Source organism: Nostoc sp. UIC 10890, assembly GCF_054786515.1.
Genome location: NZ_JBSGKF010000001.1, coordinates 1,539,368 through 1,559,047, shown reverse-complemented (window position 1 = coordinate 1,559,047; position 19,680 = coordinate 1,539,368). Strand labels below are relative to the sequence as shown.

Genomic DNA, 19,680 nt, shown 5'->3' with positions numbered 1-19,680 from the left:
TCTTTTCTAACTTAATATATAAAGTTTTAAAATTTACAAAAAATATTTAATTATTATAGGGTTCAAATAAATTAATAGGTCATATTTTTGTTCTTTATATTGCAATTAATCATAATTTTTTTAACCATCTAGAGGAGAATAAATAAAACAACCAATGACAATTTTAAAAGGAAAATTTGAATTTAGGAAAAGCCAGAGAACAACACGTCATTCTTTGTTGTTTGCTCTGGGCTACTGCTTAATGCTATCGACTGCCCTATCGAGTTGTAGTGAAGCAAAAAATAATACTCAAAAGTCTGCAACTTACCCTGAATCTGTGGATTCATCTAGCACTACAGAAAAGCAAGTAGTACGGATTGTACGTTCAAAACAACTGACCGCTCTAGCAGTTTTAGAAAAGCAGGGTTCCTTAGAAAAGCGATTAGAACCTCTAGGTTTTAAAGTACAGTGGGCTGAGTTTGCCGCTGGGCCACAACAGCTAGAAGCCCTAAATGCAAATGGATTAGATATTGCATCTACAGCAGAATCGCCTCCTGTATTTTCACAAGCAGCAGGAGCGCCTCTTGTTTATCTAGCTACTACACGCCCCAGTGGTAAAGCAACTTCACTTTTAGTTCCTGCAAACTCTCCGATAAAAAGTGTTACCGATTTGAAGGGTAAAAAAGTAGCTTTTCAGAAAGCCTCCATCGGTCATTACTTATTAGTTAAGGCGTTGGAAGATGTAGGGCTGAAACTGAGCGATGTCCAATCAGTTTTTTTGGCACCGCCAGACGCAAACGCGGCATTCAGTCAGAACAAGGTAGATGCTTGGTATATTTGGGAGCCATTCGCTACCAGAAATGTACAAAATAAAATAGCTCGTGTTTTAACAGATGGCAGTAAATTGCGAGATACTGGTAACTTTTATTCAACCTCACGCCAGTTTTATCAGGCTCATCCTAACGTAATCAAAGTGTTTCTAGAGGAGCTACAAAAGGCAGAAATCTGGACTAAGGATCATTCCAAAGAAGTGGCACAACTGCTTGCTCCTGTAACTCAGCTAGATCCACCAATTCTAGAAATAATGCATAAGAAATATGACTATGGGGTGCTACCAATTACCGAGAAAGTCATTATCAAGCAACAGGAAGTTGCAGACAAGTGGTACAGCTTAGGACTTATCCCCAAAAAGGTGAATGTTAGAGACGGGTTTTTGACACCTGAAGAGTACGCCAAAATTACTCCCTCAGACGTATTAGCCAATAAATAGTTATTCCCAAGAAGAAATACTCTTTGTACCATCTGATGAAACTCCAGTATTGGCTTCTAAACCAGGAAAAACTCCGGTGGTGATTCTGATTTCCAACGTTATAAAGTATGAAGGTAAAAGCGGGTTTATTCAGCGATTAAGTTGGCGATCGCATCTACTAATTCAGCTGGCTCTACTGGTTTGGCAAGATGCTTGTCAAATCCGGCTGCAAGTACCTGCTGGGCATTAATTTCTCCAGCGTATGCTGTAAGTGCGATCGCTCGAATTTGCCCTCCCTGCTTTACTGGCAGTGTTCTCAACTGTCGCATGAACATACATCCATCCACTTCTGGCATCCCAATGTCGCTTAAAAGTATATCTGGCAAGGATTGGGCTAAAGTGGCTAGGGCTTCATCTGCTGATGTGACTGCTGTCACACTTGCCCCATACTGCTCTAGTAAGAAAGCAATAAATTCTCGCGTATCTGTATCATCATCCACTACTAAAATCTTGACACCATTCAAATTTGAGGATGGCTCAGAGTTGCTGCTGTCCTGTCTAATCTCTAATTGATTTTGGATCAGTGGGAGTCTTACTGTAAAAGTTGCTCCGTGATCTTCGCCCCCACTTTCTACCTGGACTGTGCCGCCATGCAGTTCAACTAAGTGACGAACGATCGCTAATCCTAAACCCAATCCACCAAATTTTCTGGTGGTGCTGCTGTTCTCTTGGCGAAAATATTCAAACACGTAAGGCAGAAAATTGGGGTCGATGCCTTTCCCTGTATCGCTGACTTGAATCAGTGCTGAGTTGGAATTAGAACATAATGATAGTCGAATATCAACCCGTCCCCCCATAGGTGTAAACTTAACCGCATTTGAGAGCAGGTTCCACACGATTTGCTGCAATCGGCTGGAGTCACCCAAAACTTGTCCCAAATTTGGTTCTAAGTTGATGTGCATCTCAATTGACTTCGCTTCTGCCGATAGCCGCACTGTCTCCATTGCTGCTGAAATCACAGATGTCAGATCAACTGGGTAGATATTCAAACTGATTTTACCTTGTAAAATCCGGGAGATATCTAGTAAATCTTCAATCAGTTGAGCCTGTAACTTAGCATTTCGCTCAATAGTCTTTAGTGCTTGAGGGATGGTTTTTTCATCAAGTTTTTTGGTTTGGAGTAGCTTTGCCCATCCTAAAATTGGGTTGAGTGGCGATCGCAACTCATGAGAAAGTACTGCCAGAAACTCGTCTTTTATCCGGTTGGCATTTTCAGCCGCCTGTTGAGATTGCTGTGTTTCTGTGTAGAGTCGGGCATTATCAACAGCGATCGCTGCCCGGCCAGCTAACTCTTCAGCTAACATTAGGCTTTTGGTATTGTAGCGACGACCTGAAGAAGATACCAAAGTCATCGCTCCCAACACCCGTCCCCGAACGATTAGCGGTACACTCATACCAGATGTCGGATTTAGTTCTTGCAAGATTTTTAGGTGACTGGCGTTGTGGCTTAAGCCTTGTATCTGTTCATCAGAAATCAAATGAATAATTTGTGATTTACCCGTTCGTATTACTTCAGCAACACCTGCTGTTTCTGCCAAATCAGGCGGATAGTTTTGTAACTGTTCTACCAATTCTTGTTTCTCTAGATTGGCATGAGCTGCTGCAACTCGGCGGACTAATTGATTGTCACAAATAATATCAACTAAGCACCAATCAGCTATTTCCGGCACTGCCAAACGCGCCAAACCTGCTAAGGTTGTCTCGTAGTCCAACGATGTAGCCAAAATCCCACTAGCCTCAGCCAGAAAACGCTGTTCCTCGTCCACCTGCTTACGCTTAGTAATATCTCGCGAAGATGCTTGCATCTCTAAAATTTCTTGAGTTTGGCGATCGCGAATAGCTCGAATAGTTGCTTCCAACCAGATATAACGTCCATCTTGGTGACGGGCACGGTGAGTAATGGTATAAATATCTGGTAAATCGGCATTGACTGGGTAATTTCTCGCAATCTCTGCCAAATCGTCAGGGTGAACTAATTTATTACTGGGATGGCCGACTAGTTCCTCTGGTTGATATCCCAATACTGTGTAGCAAGCTGGTGAAACATACAGAAGAATTCCATCTACCGTATGGCGTGAAATAATATCAGTTGAATTTTCAGCCAGTAGCCGAAAACGCGCCTCACTCTCGCGCAGTTTTGCCTCAGCCTGCTTGCGTTCGGTAATATCGACGCACATTCCCACCCATTCGAGGATTTCGCCTGTTTCATCGAGTATGGGCACACCACGTATATTCATGTAACGGTATTCGCCGTCATGCCGCAGAACGCGATACTCGGCAACTGCAACGCTGCGTGTCGGAAATACCTGTTGCCAAATTTCCACCATCGAGGAACGATCTTCTGGGTGTAGTGCCTCAACCCAACCCCATCCTTTGTATTGTTCAGGACTTTGCCCTGTGAACGCTTGCCAGGTGGGAATATCATCAATAACGTTGCCCCAAGGTGCCGCCCTCCAGACGATGGATGCGCTTGCCTCTGCTAGTGAACGGTAGCGTGCTTCACTATCGCGCAACGCAATTTGCTGTTCGCTCAAATATTCCCGCAAATCTATAACCTCTTGAGCTTTCAAGTGATCAATGAAATAGGTTTTTTAAAAGTATTTGGCTAAAAGCGCCTCACCGGGTTCTCCCATTTGGTGTAATAGCTCTTTAATTTGTTTAATAGCCAGTGGCGAAGGTTGTGTGCGTCCGTTTTCCCATCGGTTTATAGTGTGAAACGAAACCCCTAACATCGTAGCCAGTTTTACCTGTGTAAATTTGAGGCACTGTCGAGTCTCGCGAACCAACTGTGTAATCCTTAGCTGTTCGATCGCAGGCATAAGCTACCTATATTTTTATTTTTTACCAGATATTGCAATATAGCAGATGCTATAACTTGGACTGCACCTATCTAGGGTATAGAGGTAGCCCTATCAAGATGGGTAGAAATTTTATGATTCACCTTGAAAAGGCTAGTACCGCAAGGCGAAAGTCAAAAGTCAAAATGAATGCAGCGTAACTGTTTCGTTAATTTGGAATGGGTTGTTTATTTCCGCCACCCTGTACTAGTAGTCTGTCAATAAATCATTGATGGATAAATTTCCTGTAGAGACGGCGATTTATCGCGTCTCTCTAACCGTCAAAATGAATTTGACCAAAAGAATGGGATTCCGAGCTTCTGGCGCCATTTGAAATGGTATGTTTATTTCGGCCGTGCTGTACTAGTAATAGAGTCGTTTCAATTCAGGGGATGAGAATATGAGAGTTTGGCTTGCCTGCTTTTTCGTGTTGTTTGCTTTGGCGGAACTGTTTGACTGGTTGCAAGACTTTAATCTGCCATTACCTATCTATATTTTGGGTGGCGCTTTTTTAGCTGTTGCTTCTAACTATGATCGGATTTTTGACTCCTATTTTGCTGATTCCAGCATTGAAGCAGCACTTGAACAACCCCAGTTAGATTCACTAACTCCATCTACTAATTCTATATCTTTCCCAATTGCCAGTTCTGTTGAAGATGCTCAAACATCTCAAACAGATGATTAGCGATTATCTAGTTGACGCTATGCATAAGCTTGCTTTTAGAGTAGGAATACGCCAAAGTCTCTAATTAGCAAGTAAATTGCTACATTAATAGGAGCTTCAGGTTAAGTAGCTTTTAACCTAGAGTCCGAAAATTAACTTTTACGCCTGCAACATCTACCCAATTCAGGCTACCGCCGCAACGCCGTGATTAGTGGATTATTAGAAAAACTCCGTTTCCCCTTTGTCAAAGTTCAGGATTCCCGTGAAACTTCCAAGAGCAAAAGCTGGCTGCCAATTATTTTTGTTACCAGTGTAGGAGTTACCGCCTTTATCTGGGGAGTTCGGGAACTCAAATGGTTACAGCCTTGGGAGTTAAGAGTTTATGACCAGATGTTGCGATCGCGTCCAGCACAAGCACCAGATCGGCGGATTTTGCTAGTTAAAATCACTGATGAGGATCTCAAACGAGAGAAATGGACTATATCAGATCGAACAATCAATCAGCTATTAAAGAAAATAGAGTCCTATCAACCGCGAATTGTTGGTTTATATCTTTTCCAACCAGAACACAACAATTTGGCGGCTAATCTTCAAAATCAAGATAACGTTATCAGTACTTGCTTGTTCAGCAGCTTGGGTAGAGATGAAATGCCACCGCCACCCAATTTTCCTATAGATAATGTTGGGTTTAGTGATGTGGTTGCTGATCATGAAAACGATCAAACTCTCCGCCGCAGTTTGTTATTTGCTCACTCTACAGACAAAAAATGTACAACATCATTTGCGTTTGGTGCCTTAATTGCAATTAATTATCTGGAAAAACAAGGCATTGACTACCAGTTCACTAAAAAAGGAGATTTTCAGTTAGGTAAAACCCGGTTCCCGCGTTTACAAGCTAATTCTGGCAGCTACCAACATTTGGATGCAGATGGGTATCAAATATTATTAAATTACCGTCACCCCAACAGCCTTGCCGAACAAGTAACCCTCACAGATGTTCTTAGTGGCCGAGTCAACCCCAATCTATTTAAAGACCGTCTGGTAATTATTGGCACTACAGCAGCTAATTTACCTCCAGGTGGATTTTATACACCCTACAGCGCTTTGCCAGATCAACCAGCCAGAATGCCTGCTTTGTTTATTCATGCACAGATAGCAAGTCAACTTATCAGTACAGTATTGGATGGGCGATCGCTAATTTGGTATTGGCCAGACTGGGTGGAACTTATTTGGGTGTGGGGTTGGTCGCTTTTAGGTAGTGTTTTAGCATGGCGATCGCAAAATCCGTTGCGTTTGCTAGCGTTAGTAGGGATAACTCTACTTGGGTTAGTAGTAATCTGCGTTGCTTTGTTTTTACAAGCCGGATGGGTACCGTTGATTCCTTCTGCCCTTGCTTTGGTGCTTAGTAGTATATGTGTAATTGCTTATACTAGCTACCAAAATCAGCGGCAAACTCAGGTGATTATTCTGCAAGTTGAAAAACAGCAAGAAGCGATCGCTCAATTAAATGTTCTCTTAGAAGACAAAACAGCAATTCCCGACTCTTCTATTGATTTTCTTCCCCCAATTGATTCACCAGAAATAAAATCAGGTGATTTGCTTTTGAGTGGACGCTACAAAATCTCTCAAACTCTGGGTTCTGGGGGATTTGGTCGGACTTATTTAGCACAGGATACTCAACGACCGGGTAATCCTACTTGTGTAGTTAAAAAGTTAATGCCAGCCCGTCAAGATACAAGATTTTTGCAAATTGCTCGTAGGTTGTTTAATAGTGAAGCTGAAATTTTAGAATCTTTGGGTAAACATCATCAAATTCCCGAACTACTTGCTTATTTTGAAGATAACCAAGAATTCTATTTAATTCAACAATATATTGAGGGACATACTCTAAGTGAAGAATTACCACCTGTGCAAAATGTAAAGAACGAATCATTTGTAATTGAGATGCTCAAACAAGTTTTAGAAGTTTTAGAATTTGTTCACCAGCATCGAGTGATTCATCGTGATATCAAACCGACTAATATTATTAGATGTACTCAAGATAATCGGCTGGTGTTGATTGACTTTGGTGCTGTAAAATTAATGCAACCGCCAAGTAGTGAGCAAACAGAATTAGCCACAGTAGCCATCGGGACGCGGGGTTATGCACCTCCAGAACAATTTGCCGGTCATCCCCGCTTATGCAGTGATATTTATGCTTTAGGAATGATTGCGATTCAAGCCATAACTGGGACACCACCGCAGGAACTCTACCCAGATCCAGAAACGGGGAATGTGATGTGGCGGCAATCGGTGCAAGTGAGTGAAGAGTTAGCGGCAATTTTAGATAAGATGGTTTGTTATCATTTTAGCGATCGCTATCAATCAGCCACCGCAGTTTTACAAGATTTGAAATGTTTTTCAACTAAGTGAACTGGGGAAGCGATCGCACAGGCAATTCAGATCCCCCATTTATTAGAGAAGTCGGGGGTCTATATTTTCAGTTTCTCTGAGATACAATCGGTCGCTGCAATAAAAGTTATTCCTATTCGTGTAGATATTGAGTAATCTTTAGTGCAATACACTTAAGTTAGTGCCAAAAGCGTTAATTTGCGTTGGTTAGATTGAGGAACGAAACCCAACATTAAACGTTAATTGTTGGGTTTTGCTTGGTTTAACCTAACCTTGTGTCTTAGAAAAGTGTTAGAAACAATAGGAATCCGCTTCGATTTCTGAACGAATTTGCGTAGACAGGCAATAGGCAATAGGCAAGAAGGCAATAGGCAACAGGAAAGAAGGCTTCTTAGTTGTACTGAGTTTTTTCAGAAATCAAATATAGTCCTATAGATCAATACGGTTCAGTTAAGGTTACTGGTGTAGATAACTTGTCTTTGAAGACGCGATGAATCGCCGTCTCTACAAGTGTTTTGGGCTTATCTGAACTGTATTGTCCTATAGATCGGTTTTTGATAGATCGGATCACAACTTTTAAGCTGTCCGAAAACGTGCTAGTTCTTCACCAGTCTTAGCATCATGAGCATGAACTGTACACACCAAACAAGAATCAAACGATCGCGCCACGTGACCAACTTCCACTGGATCGCTAGAATCGTAAATGGGTGTGCCAATTAAAGCTTCTTCAATGGGGCCGCGAATTCCTTCACCGTCACGAGGGCCGATATTCCAAGTACCTGGGGCAATCACTTGGTAATTCTTAATCTTACCGCCCTCTACTTCTACCCAGTGAGACAACGAACCCCGTGCTGCTTCCGTTGCACCCCAACCGCGACCATCTTTTTCTTTGGGTTTGATATACCAAGGGTCGTTTAATTTGAATTCGCGCAAACAGTGTTCAGCTTGACGATATAACTTGACAATTTCGTGAACTCGTGCTAACTGACGCACATGAATACTAGCACCACCCATTCTTTTGAAGACATCGAGGATAAATGGGTCGTAGTGTTGCCAAGATTCGCCATGTTTACCACCAGCTACTAATTGCCGCGCTAAGGGGCCAGTTTCCAAACGTCCGAAGTCTTTGTGAAGGACTGCACTCGACCAAGAGTAGGCGTTATCGAAGTCTTTTGTATTGATTGCAGTGGGTTTAGTGGTGCGATCGCTAGGATGAATATCTTCTGTCCCTTCATCGTACCAAGAGTGAGTTGTATTCTCGCGGGTAAATGACTGATCCATTAAAACGTGAGTGTCTGCGAAGCTATCGTACACTCCACTTTTCATAATCATCGCCGCGTTTCGCCCTTCAATAGTCGGCTTTTGGTATTTATCTTCATGGGCTAAATATCCCCAAGTCACATATTTACCAACACCAGCGCCATATCTATCTAGACCGATGTCTAAACCCATGCGCCAATAAAAACCTAAGTCGGAATCTCGATGATTGCGGTCTTCATCTAACCATTCCCTGAAGTCGTCATAAGTTTGAATTTGTTCGTAGCGTTCTAAAGAACAACCTAACCACACTGGTTCTAACCAATTGGTGCGGAAGTACTCGAGAATTGCCCAAGCGCGGGTAATGTCTGTAAGGGTTGGGGCGCACATCACGCCACCAGGCACCATATAACTGCTGTGAGGCCATTGTCCGCCTAATAGTGCATAAATTTCTACGGGTTTCGCGGAAATTGTGATGCCTAGTTCATAAGATTTGCCTGTGAAAGCAGCAAAGCGTCTCACAGCTTCCTCATAAAAGCGACTATGGCGGTATTTTTTATTGGTTAAATCAATGGCAAACAAACCATAAAAGTAGCGGGGAATGCTTTGAATTGTCTCGACAATTTGACCGAGATTTCTCGCTAAAATTGCATTGCGCGGAACTTCTGTTTCCCAAGCTGTATCTAATGCCCAAGATGCACAAGTCAGGTGAGAACCGCCGCAAATTCCGCAAATGCGAGGTGTAACAATTAATCCAGCTTGTGGGTCTTTACCACGAAGGATAACTTCAAATCCGCGAAATAATTCAGCGTGTGTCCAAGCGTTGACTACTCTTCCATTTTCGATATCGACTCGAACATCTAAATCGCCTTCAACTCTACCAACGGGCGAAATGTCTAATGATTGAATTGTCATTTTTTATTTGTCCTTTGTCATTGGTCATTGGTCATTTGTCATTGGTCATTTGTCATTGGTCATTTTCATTCACGTTCTGCAAAATTGTCGAAACCCTTGATTTATCATTGAAAGGTAGAGGGGAGTGTGAAAGGTTACAGTCATTGGTCAAATCACAAAGAACAAATGACTAATGACAAAGGACAAATAACAAATGACTAAACTGTAAAAAAGTCTTCTTCAGCCCAAGGTGGTGCGGCGTCTTTGGCGACCATTGTGAGTAAGGCGTAGTCTTTTTTGTTGACTCCTGGCGGTAATTCTTTGGGAACTCCCATTACTGTTTGGGTTTTAAATACGGTTCCTGGTTTGAGGTCAAAGAAGGGAAATTCTGGTTCTGTGCAACCTAAACAAGGCATTCCGGCGCGAGTTTTGGAAGAGACGCGGTTCCATAAGATGCGGTTGCAGGAAGAATGAGTCATAGGGCCGCGACAACCCAAGTCGTAAAATAGGCAGCCTTTACGCTGACCAAATTCGGCGGTTGAGGCTTTGTAGGCAAAGTGGACGTTGCGGGTACAACCTGTTTGGGTATAGGTGTTGAAGAAGGTTTGGGGGCGATTTAGTTCATCAAAAGCAATGTCTGCTATGCGTCCAGTAGCGATCGCAACTAATATCTGCGTAATCCAGTCTGGATGGGCGGGACATCCAGGTATATTAATTACAGGTAATCCGGCTTGTGAGAGAAAATCTTTCCCTAAAAAACCGCCTTCTTGACGCTTGAGAAATTGCAAACCTTCCGATTCGCTGGGGTTGGGTGACATGGCGGGGATTCCTCCCCATGTGGCACAGTCTCCCACAGCGACGATAAATTTAGCAACTTTAGCAAGGTCTGCTAACCAATCTTTCATGGCGCGATCGGCAAACCGATTCCATTCGCCAGTACCGTTGGGGGCGTTGACAACACTGCCTTCAAATACCAAGATATCTAGGGGAATTGTGCCAGAAATGCAATCTCGCAGCAGTGTTTGTAAGTTGTTGCCTAGTTCCACTCCCAAGGAAGGATGCCAAAGTAAATTGATACCAAAATCGGCAATCAAATCACAGACTGTCGGTTCTTCAGCGTTGAGAAATGACATGGTGTTGCCTGAACAAGCACCACCTTGTAGCCATAGTACGTTAGTCATCGGCTATGCGTTTTTCTATTGTTTCCCATGCATGATGTAGGTGATAATGCTTGTTGAGTCTCACCTGTTTATCAATATTTGTTTTTCAATACTAAGATAATTTTTGCTTTAATTCACTTTCATTAAAAAAGAATTAATCATTAACAATAACTGAAATTCCATCAATATTAATTTAAAGGTTTATGTCTGTTAAATGTGTTACATATTTAGCAAACAGAACAACCACAATCTTGGAATGGTGCTGTACTTTCTGCGCTAACTCACCCTACCCCGCATTTCTCACAAGCTCAAGGCGTTTGATGGAGCAGAAGAGAAGTAATGAGTAATGAGTAATGAGTAATGAGTAATGAGTAATGAGTAATGAGTAATGAGTAATGAGTAATGAGTAAAAACTTCTTACTTCTTACTTCTTACTTCTTACTCATTACTTCTCCTCGGCACTTGCACAGGCTTTAAGAGGTGTGGTGAGAAATCAGGGCTACGTATATCTCAAAAATCCAACAGGAATTTTAGAGGATGTTTGAAAAGTCTTATTGTCGGTATCAAAGATTTTCGATCCCCTAAATTCCCTGATAAATTGAGGGACTTCGATTCCGGTTTCCACCCTTTGAAGCTACGGTGTATATAGCAATCCTAAAGCATTCATGAAAAATTAGATACCCGACTTCTTCGAGAAGTCGGGTATCTGGATATCGCGCATTTTCACTTCGTTGGATTGATGAAATTATTACTTACTTTGATGATGGCACAGTGGGAAGAAAACTTTGCGATTTACTGAAATTCTTATTATTCAAAATGGGTTCGCAACAATTAATCAGTGGTTGATTAGCTATTGCTTCTAAGCCAACGGAATGAAGCAAAGTTGTCCAGTTTGCTAGTAAAGTCTCATTTTGGGGATTTTTATAGCGTAATTCTGCCAAACTCACGATAGCATCGTACCAAACACCATTTGCGGTATAAAGCGTCGCCTTTTGTTGGGGTGTTGCTTGTTTTAGTTGTTCTGTTAATGTTGAATTTTGGTTAACCCTTTGCACCCAACCATCTGCATAATCCAGTTTCGTAGGTTGTTTTTGGTCGCATTGAACCCGTACTTTAAAAAACCAGTGATACATTTTTCCCGCCTGCAATGAGTCTTGATTTGGGGGATAATGAACGCTAATAATTCCTGGTGATTTTGGTGGTGTCAAATAAGTTCGGTATAAAGTTTGGCTTTTGTTATTAGTTTCCTCTTGCAAAACAAACTCTATGTTGGCTATAGATGATGCATTATAGGGAACAAAAAATAAGAAATAAGGATGTTCAGCGCTTGTTAAACCCCAAACTTGAGTGATGGAAACATCCGCTTCTTTACCTTGTTTAAGAGTTTGTTGATAGGTCGGTACTAAGGCTGTTACCGTTTGATTACCTACGTCGCATCCACGGCTTGCAGCCCCACCTCTAGAACCGGCTGCACTTCGGTCTGGTGGTGGCGGTGGTGGAATAAATTTGACTGAGGCCAGATGATTATTAACTGGTAACGCCTGGAGTTGTAGAGGGTAGGATATATTACTGGTGAATGCTATCACCAAGGCTATGGTTAATTGAGAGTTTTTCATAATTCGTTGTTAAGCAAAAAGATATTTTTATGATTGTTTGATAGGTTTTATAACAGCTAAGAAGATAACAGCACTACCTCCTAAAGCGATCGCCGCAGGTACAAAGGGAAGCCAATAACTGTATAGTATTAATAATATCAGGCAAGAACTGTATAAACTCAGGAATGCCACTCCCATTGCCAAGGCTAAATAAGCAGGTTGTCGCAGATAAGCTGCAAGCAAACCTCCCGTAATCGCCCAACCCCAAAGCCAAATCACTTCACCCCATACATCCCAAGTCGATAAAAGAGGCCGCCCATCTAAAGCCGCACTCAATAACTGACTTACCATCTGTGCTTGTAAAAAAACTCCTGCTATTTCCTGTGGTTTGCCTTGAGAGGAAGCGTAGGGAGTAAATGAATAATCACGAAAACTTTCGGCTGTTGTACCAATTAAAACTATCCGGTCTTTGATTGCATCGGCTTTGAGTTTACCAGCCAATGCTTCTTGTAGGGTAATACGAGGTGCGATCGCTTCTAAGTTCACAAACGAGCGATAATTGAGTAAAATTTGGTGTCCCAATGCATCAATACCTTGGTAGCCTCCGGTATGAGCCTCAATTGGTTTTAAGGTCAGCTTACCTAATTGCCAAGCACCATCAGGGCTAAATTGTAACTTAATTCCTCTTGCATATAAATAACGTAATGTCAACTGCACATTTAAGGCATAAGATGCAGTACAGGGAGATGAGGGAGGGGGAGTTAAGGCCAACAGATGCCGCCGCACCACATTATCAGCATCGATGACGATATCACTAAAGCCGAGAGCGTCGGGAGAAATTTCTGGTGGTGGTTTGATGCCTGGTTTGCTAGTTTGGGGGTTACTAACTTGACATACTGCCACAAAGCGATCGCTTTTTCTCATTCGTTCTGCCAACTTTGGATAAGCTGGCTGTACAGCATAATCTCGGTATATATCCAAACCAATCACCCGTGGTTGATATGCCTCTAGTTTTGCTAACAACTTATCTAGAGCCTCATCTGATAAAGACCCCCGTCGATTAGGAGATTGGGCTTGTACATCTTCTTCTGTAACTGTAATTACCAGTATTCGAGAATCTGGTTTTTCCTGGGGACGCAGACGTAGCAGATGGTCAAACGCCATTAACTCCCATGATTGCAGTAAACCAAAATACCGTACTCCCATCAACAATGGTGTGATAACTATGCAAGCAAGCATAATCGCAGACAAAGCTTGTCGTAGGTTTATACCTCCCCTAATTGGGGTTTTGGGTATGGATGTTATCTGCTGACTATTCTGGTTGACGTGCAATTCTCGCCACAGCAGAGGTATCGTTGCGGGATTTTGATAAATTACAGGTAACCAAGTAGCACAGGGAAATTGAGTTTCTAGTCCTTGCAACCGTTCCCGTGCTTCTCTGACTGCTATATATAAAGATTTACCACGAGCAAAAGCTTCTAAAAAATACTTCAGAAATTCTTGCGCCACCCTATCAGGAACAGGTTCTCGCATAACGATGATTTGGGGTATATGTAAATCTGCAAACTCCCGCGCCAAACCCAAACCATCACAGGAGTTAAAAATGGCCAAATGTAAACCTCGTTCTACCGCTTTTCGCAAGCCATACTTTAATTGACTAATTGTCAAGCTTTCTGTTTGATTAATATAAATTTTCCCTTCATTACCGCTTCCATCAGTAGCACTATGTCCGGCGAAAAACAAAATCTGCCAATCTTGTTCCCATAGCTGGTCAGTGAGGTCTTTACCTGATGGCTCCACTAGAAAGGTAGTATTGGCATGAGGTAATTCTTTCAAAAGCTGACTGTCTGTTTGGATATCAATTCCTTGACTATTACCCAAAATTGCTAAAACTTTCACCTGCGATTGAGGGGGTGAATTGCGGCTAACTTGTTCATAACTAGGCGCACTCAAACCGATTTCGGCTTTGGGATAACGTTCTAATAAATCCCACAAATGCCAAGGAAGTTTTTGCAATCTCAGGTCATTAGTTTGCAGGAGTACGCGGATATGGTCTTCCGGTAGCAGTTTTTCCAGCCATTTTTCGCGGATAGTCCGAAAAGTAGTGGATGATAGCCAGTTATTTAAGTGAAATCTCAGAGTATCTGCCGCTTTTTCGCAATCATCCAAAGAAGGAGTTTGTGTTGATTGCTTAGGAATACCAATAGGGCGACCAGAAAATTTGAGTTTACAGTAAATAGACTGCCATTGATGGTAGCAAAGGGCAATTTCCGGGTATGGTGGTAGTTCGCCACTAATTTCTACAATTGGTCGGACATTTTCATCACCAATTTGGAGTGTTACAGGAAATCCTGCCTCAAAACTTCCTGTGCCTAACTTTAAAACTACTAACTTCCCCAACGTCAGTACTCCAGATAACGTAACTTACTTTAGTACAAGATGTTACGCTACTATATACGACTGTTATCAGGGTCTATGCAGTGAATGAGCCTTCAACAAGCTTCTAACCACGACTGCAAATCAGCCACACTGGTAAAATCTAACAGTGCTTCACTCAAATCTTCAAGAATAGGCAAAGGTAAACCAGAAATTACGGAGCGCATTTCTGGGGAAATTTCTCCAAATCGCTTCGTTATCTGTCGCACAATTAAATTAACTGTTGCTTCTTCGCGTCCTTTTTCACGTCCTTCTTCGCGCCCTTCTTCACGTCCTTCTTCTTTAATTTCTCGGTAAACTCGCGTTTCCTTGAGAGTTATCCCCAGCATTGTTTCCACCTCTGTTCTACTTAATTCTTCAAACTTGTACACCATGATTGTGGTGATTATCTCTATTATGGCGCGACTCCTGGGGGATGATACTTCCTGACCAGTTCTAGTTAACAAATACCTTGCTGCTTCTGGTGCTTCTTCTTCCTGCACTGTAGTTAATACCATCAGTGCTACCCAAACAGGTAAGGTACGAATATCGCCCAATTCATCCAAATAAACTCGATGTAATTGTCCGCCATTCAGGAATGAGCGATGGGGATTAATATCGCTTTGCTCGATACTGCGAGATGGGTAAATTATCACTGCTTGCCAATCGCTAAATCTGTCACGGTTGCGATAAAAATACAGTGAGGACTCAGCCAATACCCGTTCATATAGCCTTTCATCTTTCTGGAATTGTACCTCACAGAAATACACAACTCCTGCACCTGCATTTTCCGGTGGCAGAAATACACCGTCAATTTCAAATTTGGGTTCTTTGACTGCTACCGAATCAAATCGATAGGCATCTGCATTTGTTGGTGGATTTGTCAATAATTCAAATAAAAGAGTGGGATATTGTTGAAATAGTTTGTAAAAAATCGAGTCTCGCCGCATGAAAAATTCCCATTTTACTTAGAAACAACTACCACTAGAGACAGACAAACCACGAGGGTTAATATTTGGGACTTCAGCTACTAGAGATACATTACCGTTTTTATCGATAATCCAGCCTTGCGCCTCGACTATTTTAGATGGGGGAGATGGCAGACTTTGATTAATCACATTACTATTTTGATCAATATTTATTGCATCTAATGTTATCCATCGTGCTGTAGATACTTCACCTTGGAATGGTTCTATCGGACTACGGGCAATTCCTCCCCGTCCTGTTACGGTGAAGGAACTACGTCTAGCAGAACTACCGGGGTTACAACTAGAGACAATTTGTTGTGACGCATCTGTTAAATTGTCAGGTAATTGTGCCAAACCGCGACTAGGGTCTACATCAGGTGTATTAACTGTGACTGTACCTGTTAAGCCAAACTGGGAACTAGCATCAATGTCGTTGGTATTATTAGGCGGTGTTGATGGGCGTTGTACTAGACCAAAAATACTCTGAGCATTAATGTTAATATTGCCACCTTTCCCTTGAAAAGCATTAGCGACAATATCATTATTTTGATTGACCGTGGCGACGATAAAACCATCTGGTGCATCAATGGCGATGTTACCACCATTGGCATTATTAAAAGCTTGAGCAGAAATGAGACTTTGATTTTGCAACACCAACAGTTTTAAATCTTCCAGTCTGATATTTGCACCTGCACCTGCATTAGTTTCTGCTGTGAGTTTACCCTGGTTGAGCCGAATGGTGTTCGCCCTAGCTGTTAAGTTACCCGCTTCGCCAGTACCTATCGCGCTCACAGTTACTTCTCCCCCATTACGAATATTTAAAGTTGGGGTGTTGATAAATAAATTTCCGGCTTTACCAGTTGCTTCACTGGAAGTAGACAAAGCACTGGGCAAATTCTGTGAATCAATACTTCCTGAACCTGTTATTTCTACAAACTCATTTGCATTGATAATTAATTCTCCTCCCGAACCTCCAGCAAAAGACCTTGCTCTAACTTCGCCGCCATTACTAACAATTAGTTGCTGAACATTTAGAATGGCAGTTCCTCCTGTGGCAGAACCAAAATTATTCGCTGATATTTCAGCACCATTCTCAACTATTAACTTTTGAGTAGCAATTTGTAATTCCCCTGCATCACGGGTTGCCCCTGGTTCAGCAGAGACAAAAATTCCGCTTCTTCCTAAATTGACAGTGGCATCTGGTGCAAACCCATCTAAATTGATCAAGTCTGAGGCATTTATAATTAAGTTTCCCCCTTTTCCCCCTGTTCTGGCCAGGGTGGAAATCTGTGCGCCATCTAATAGTTTTAAATATCTAGTTGAAATGACTAAATTTCCAGCATCACCTATTGCTCCTTCCTCAACCTGTGCAAACAAACCACTGGGAGTAGGAATAGTTTGATTCGGTGCTGTTCCTGCTATCTCAATTTCTGTGGCCGATACATTGATATCTCCAGCACGACCTCTAGCAAAAGTTGATGCTGATATTTGTGCGCCATTTTGAACAATTAATCTGCCAGTCTCAATCGTAATCTTACCCCCTTCGCCTGTCACATCTTGATCAAAAGGGCTACCAACTTGAGCAGACAAAGCGCTAGGAAATGACCCATCTGGTGCAGTTCCCAAAATTTCTATTGATTCTGTAGCTTTAATATTCAAATCTAATCCACGACCTAAACCGAAAGTGTTGGTCGATATCGTTCCTCCATCTCGAAGGACTAATCTTTTAGTTGTAACTGTAAGACTTGCTCTTTCTCCCGTAGCTTGTTCATAAACTTGGGCAAAAATTCCTGTAGGATAAAACCCTTCATCAGGAAAAGCCCCTACTCCCAACAATTCAACTGATTCAGATGCAGTAACTTTTAAATTCCCAGCTTCACCGTCTTGGAAAACAAGGGAAATTAACTGACTACCATTATCTAATACTACGCGCCTCCCTTGAATTTGAATATCACCACTTTGCTCTCCACTAGTATCAATACTACTTCCGTTGGTTATCTGAATGTCTTGATATTCTTGGATGTTTTCGTAATTAAAAGTCCAACCTGGATTAGTTGCAGTTAAGTTAACTAAATTATTAGTTGCAACGCTTCCTAATTCAATTCTTCCTGCTTCTGCTGTGAGATTTCCGCCGTCTATTAATAAGTTTCCGCCTATCAAAGCCAGTGTATTACCAGGTTGTACTTGTAAACCAACAGGTAAGCCAACAAAATTCACCGCCCCATTTGGACTAGCTTGTGATTGATTAATAATACTACTATCAGAGTTGGTAAACTGTAAACCAATAGGAGTATTTATAGTTAAAAGAGGTTTTGTTGTGGTGTCTAGGGCACTGAACTTACTGCCATCATCAAAATTAATACTGCTAGCCGTACTTGCTATAAAAGAACCACCAATATCTAAGGAAGCATTCGCACCAAAAATAATTCCATGAGGATTAATAAGGAATAAATTAGCTTGGTTATTAGCACTAATTAAACCATCAATTTTTGATATTGAATTACCTGTGACTCGGCTAATAATATTGATAGTATTTGAAGTATTATTAAAATGAGCAACACCATCTGTAGGTATAGAGAATGATTCAAAACTATGAAAAAGATTGTTGCCTACTGTAGTACCACCAGTAATTTCACAGGTTGTACAGTTAGGCAAAACAACAGAATTGTTAGGTAATTTATCATCTGGTACGATTTGTGCAACTACAAGGTGAGGAGTTAATAAAGTTGATAAAATCCCACTAATCAGCCAGAATTTGAGAGGTGATAGATACATAACCTTCTAAGTAGATGTTTGAAAAGTATTTCTCTGTAACTTTAGGCACTTTAGATCCCCCCTAACCCCCCTTAAAAAGGGGGGAACCCGGAGTAAAAGTCCCCCTTAAAAAGGGGGATTTAGGGGGATCTAAAACTTTTGATACCGATAAGAGGACTTTTCAAACGTCCTCTAAGTGAATCGCTGTCAGTTAATTAAAATATCAATTTGGGAATAACTTACGTTTTAAAATTGTACTAGTACTAAATAAACCCAAGGTAATCAAAGCAATATTTAAACTTGATTCGGGAATAGTTTTATCGGGAATTTCTGATATGTCTAGTCCCACAGACGGGATACCTAGTGTGAGATTATTAAATGTACTACTAACAAAGCTTTGATCGCTCAAACTACTAAGAGCATACAAATTATTTTCGGTGATAAATTGTAAATCATTTACTGCTTTTACTTGGTCTTGGGGACTAAAAGCGCTAATATCTACGTCAAAAGTATAAACAGGATTGGGATTAATTGTAGTAGATGGACTCCCAATGGTTGCTTGATCGAAATCATATAATGTAAATTCTTGTGTCGCTATTATTGTGTATGTAACAATATTTTCTGTTAAGCTGGCACTCAGATCACCATCAGAAAAATTGAAATTTAATGGAGAGAAAGCATCACTAGGGTTAGGAATCGCACTGCCAAGATATCCAAAAGACTCAATAGCCCCAACAAAGGAACCAAAATTATCGGCAATTGATTCATCGTCAATAATTTCTCCATTAATTTTCTTAAAAACTAAATCAAATCCTACGTCTGGAACATTACCGCCTCTAGAGTAGCTACTTCCTCTAATTTGTGCTTGTGCGGAGTTCACTGTTACAACCAACATGGAACCGATAACAATTGTTGTTTCTATAATTTTCTTCAATTTGCTGAAAATCATGGAAAAATCTCCTAAATTACGTTGTTAGCTGTATTTGTATAAAAGCAATTGCTTTTATATACATAATAGATTTTATCTTTTTATTGCATTTCAATCGTGAAAATACATTCAAATTTGCTATATTTGGCATAAAATTAGCTGTTAAATTTGGCTATTAAACAGCTTTCAATTCGACAGTTTTTTGTTCTCTTATTTAATAAGAACTTTCTCCTGCAATGTCAGCTAAAATAAAATTTTTATAGCCTAATTTAGTCGAATTATCTAGTAAATTATTATCTAATATGTAAGGCAAATTGTTAACATGTTTATGGATATCAATATTAGTAGTTAACCTATATTGCAATCGAAGATGCTTTGAGCGTGTTGCATCTCATGATTTTACATGAATGCAATTAAATATTCTCATTGGTTTATTAATTCAGGATTAATTAAACCATAAAACACCGTATTTATCCTGTATATACATGATTTTTTTATGAAAAATTTAAACTAATTATGAAGATTTGTA

At 41.0% G+C, this 19,680-nt stretch carries 12 protein-coding genes; 3 read left to right on the top strand and 9 right to left on the bottom strand.

Features of this window, described 5'->3' with window-relative positions; translation table 11 throughout:
• Positions 1-154: 154 nt before the first annotated feature.
• On the top strand, positions 155-1,249 hold the full coding sequence (locus tag ACWATR_RS06200; RefSeq protein WP_460330489.1) for an aliphatic sulfonate ABC transporter substrate-binding protein: 1,095 nt from the start codon (positions 155-157) through the stop codon (positions 1,247-1,249).
• Positions 1,250-1,374: 125 nt separating this feature from the next.
• Here the strand turns inward: ACWATR_RS06200 and ACWATR_RS06195 are convergent, their stop codons facing one another.
• Together ACWATR_RS06195 and ACWATR_RS06190 are read right to left on the bottom strand one after the other, a co-directional pair.
• A complete protein-coding gene (locus ACWATR_RS06195) occupies positions 1,375-3,858 on the bottom strand; it encodes a PAS domain S-box protein (protein WP_460330486.1) in 2,484 nt (827 codons plus the stop codon).
• A gap of 21 nt (positions 3,859-3,879) precedes the next feature.
• Positions 3,880-4,107, bottom strand: a complete 228-nt coding sequence (locus tag ACWATR_RS06190) for a helix-turn-helix domain-containing protein (RefSeq protein ID WP_460330483.1) — start codon at positions 4,105-4,107, stop codon at positions 3,880-3,882.
• Between the two features lie 418 nt (positions 4,108-4,525).
• Between ACWATR_RS06190 and ACWATR_RS06185 the strand changes: the two genes are divergently transcribed.
• Positions 4,526-4,810: a hypothetical protein gene (locus tag ACWATR_RS06185; RefSeq protein WP_460330480.1), complete on the top strand. Its 285-nt coding sequence runs from the start codon at positions 4,526-4,528 to the stop codon at positions 4,808-4,810.
• Between the two features lie 183 nt (positions 4,811-4,993).
• Positions 4,994-7,201 (top strand): CHASE2 domain-containing protein, encoded by a 2,208-nt coding sequence (locus tag ACWATR_RS06180; protein ID WP_460330477.1) that lies wholly within the window; start codon positions 4,994-4,996, stop codon positions 7,199-7,201.
• Between the two features lie 555 nt (positions 7,202-7,756).
• Here ACWATR_RS06180 and ACWATR_RS06175 read toward each other — a convergent pair.
• The 7 genes from ACWATR_RS06175 to ACWATR_RS06145 all read right to left on the bottom strand — a co-directional run bounded on the left by ACWATR_RS06175 (position 7,757) and on the right by ACWATR_RS06145 (position 19,172).
• On the bottom strand, positions 7,757-9,352 hold the full coding sequence (locus ACWATR_RS06175) for a nickel-dependent hydrogenase large subunit (protein ID WP_460330474.1): 1,596 nt from the start codon (positions 9,350-9,352) through the stop codon (positions 7,757-7,759).
• A gap of 197 nt (positions 9,353-9,549) precedes the next feature.
• Positions 9,550-10,512 (bottom strand): hydrogenase small subunit, encoded by a 963-nt coding sequence (locus ACWATR_RS06170; protein ID WP_292716383.1) that lies wholly within the window; start codon positions 10,510-10,512, stop codon positions 9,550-9,552.
• 731 nt (positions 10,513-11,243) lie between these two features.
• Positions 11,244-12,107 carry a DUF928 domain-containing protein gene (locus tag ACWATR_RS06165; RefSeq protein ID WP_460330471.1) on the bottom strand — a complete coding sequence of 288 codons (864 nt, stop codon included), beginning with the start codon at positions 12,105-12,107 and terminating at the stop codon, positions 11,244-11,246.
• Positions 12,108-12,134: 27 nt separating this feature from the next.
• Positions 12,135-14,486 (bottom strand): CHASE2 domain-containing protein, encoded by a 2,352-nt coding sequence (locus tag ACWATR_RS06160; protein WP_460330468.1) that lies wholly within the window; start codon positions 14,484-14,486, stop codon positions 12,135-12,137.
• Between the two features lie 92 nt (positions 14,487-14,578).
• Complete coding sequence (locus tag ACWATR_RS06155; RefSeq protein ID WP_460330465.1) at positions 14,579-15,451, bottom strand: Rpn family recombination-promoting nuclease/putative transposase; 873 nt, start codon at positions 15,449-15,451, stop codon at positions 14,579-14,581.
• An 18-nt stretch (positions 15,452-15,469) separates the two neighbouring features.
• Positions 15,470-18,244, bottom strand: a complete 2,775-nt coding sequence (locus tag ACWATR_RS06150; RefSeq protein ID WP_460330462.1) for a two-partner secretion domain-containing protein — start codon at positions 18,242-18,244, stop codon at positions 15,470-15,472.
• A gap of 202 nt (positions 18,245-18,446) precedes the next feature.
• Complete coding sequence (locus tag ACWATR_RS06145; RefSeq protein WP_460330459.1) at positions 18,447-19,172, bottom strand: hypothetical protein; 726 nt, start codon at positions 19,170-19,172, stop codon at positions 18,447-18,449.
• Positions 19,173-19,680 lie beyond the last annotated feature (508 nt).

Coding starts and splice junctions, on each gene's coding strand:
- ACWATR_RS06200 (WP_460330489.1), top strand. CDS start 155: ATGACAATTTTAAAAGGAAAATTTGAATTTAGGAAAAGCCAGAGAACA.
- ACWATR_RS06190 (WP_460330483.1), bottom strand. CDS start 4,107: ATGCCTGCGATCGAACAGCTAAGGATTACACAGTTGGTTCGCGAGACT.
- ACWATR_RS06185 (WP_460330480.1), top strand. CDS start 4,526: ATGAGAGTTTGGCTTGCCTGCTTTTTCGTGTTGTTTGCTTTGGCGGAA.
- ACWATR_RS06175 (WP_460330474.1), bottom strand. CDS start 9,352: ATGACAATTCAATCATTAGACATTTCGCCCGTTGGTAGAGTTGAAGGC.
- ACWATR_RS06170 (WP_292716383.1), bottom strand. CDS start 10,512: ATGACTAACGTACTATGGCTACAAGGTGGTGCTTGTTCAGGCAACACC.
- ACWATR_RS06165 (WP_460330471.1), bottom strand. CDS start 12,107: ATGAAAAACTCTCAATTAACCATAGCCTTGGTGATAGCATTCACCAGT.
- ACWATR_RS06155 (WP_460330465.1), bottom strand. CDS start 15,451: ATGCGGCGAGACTCGATTTTTTACAAACTATTTCAACAATATCCCACT.
- ACWATR_RS06150 (WP_460330462.1), bottom strand. CDS start 18,244: ATGTATCTATCACCTCTCAAATTCTGGCTGATTAGTGGGATTTTATCA.
- ACWATR_RS06145 (WP_460330459.1), bottom strand. CDS start 19,172: ATGATTTTCAGCAAATTGAAGAAAATTATAGAAACAACAATTGTTATC.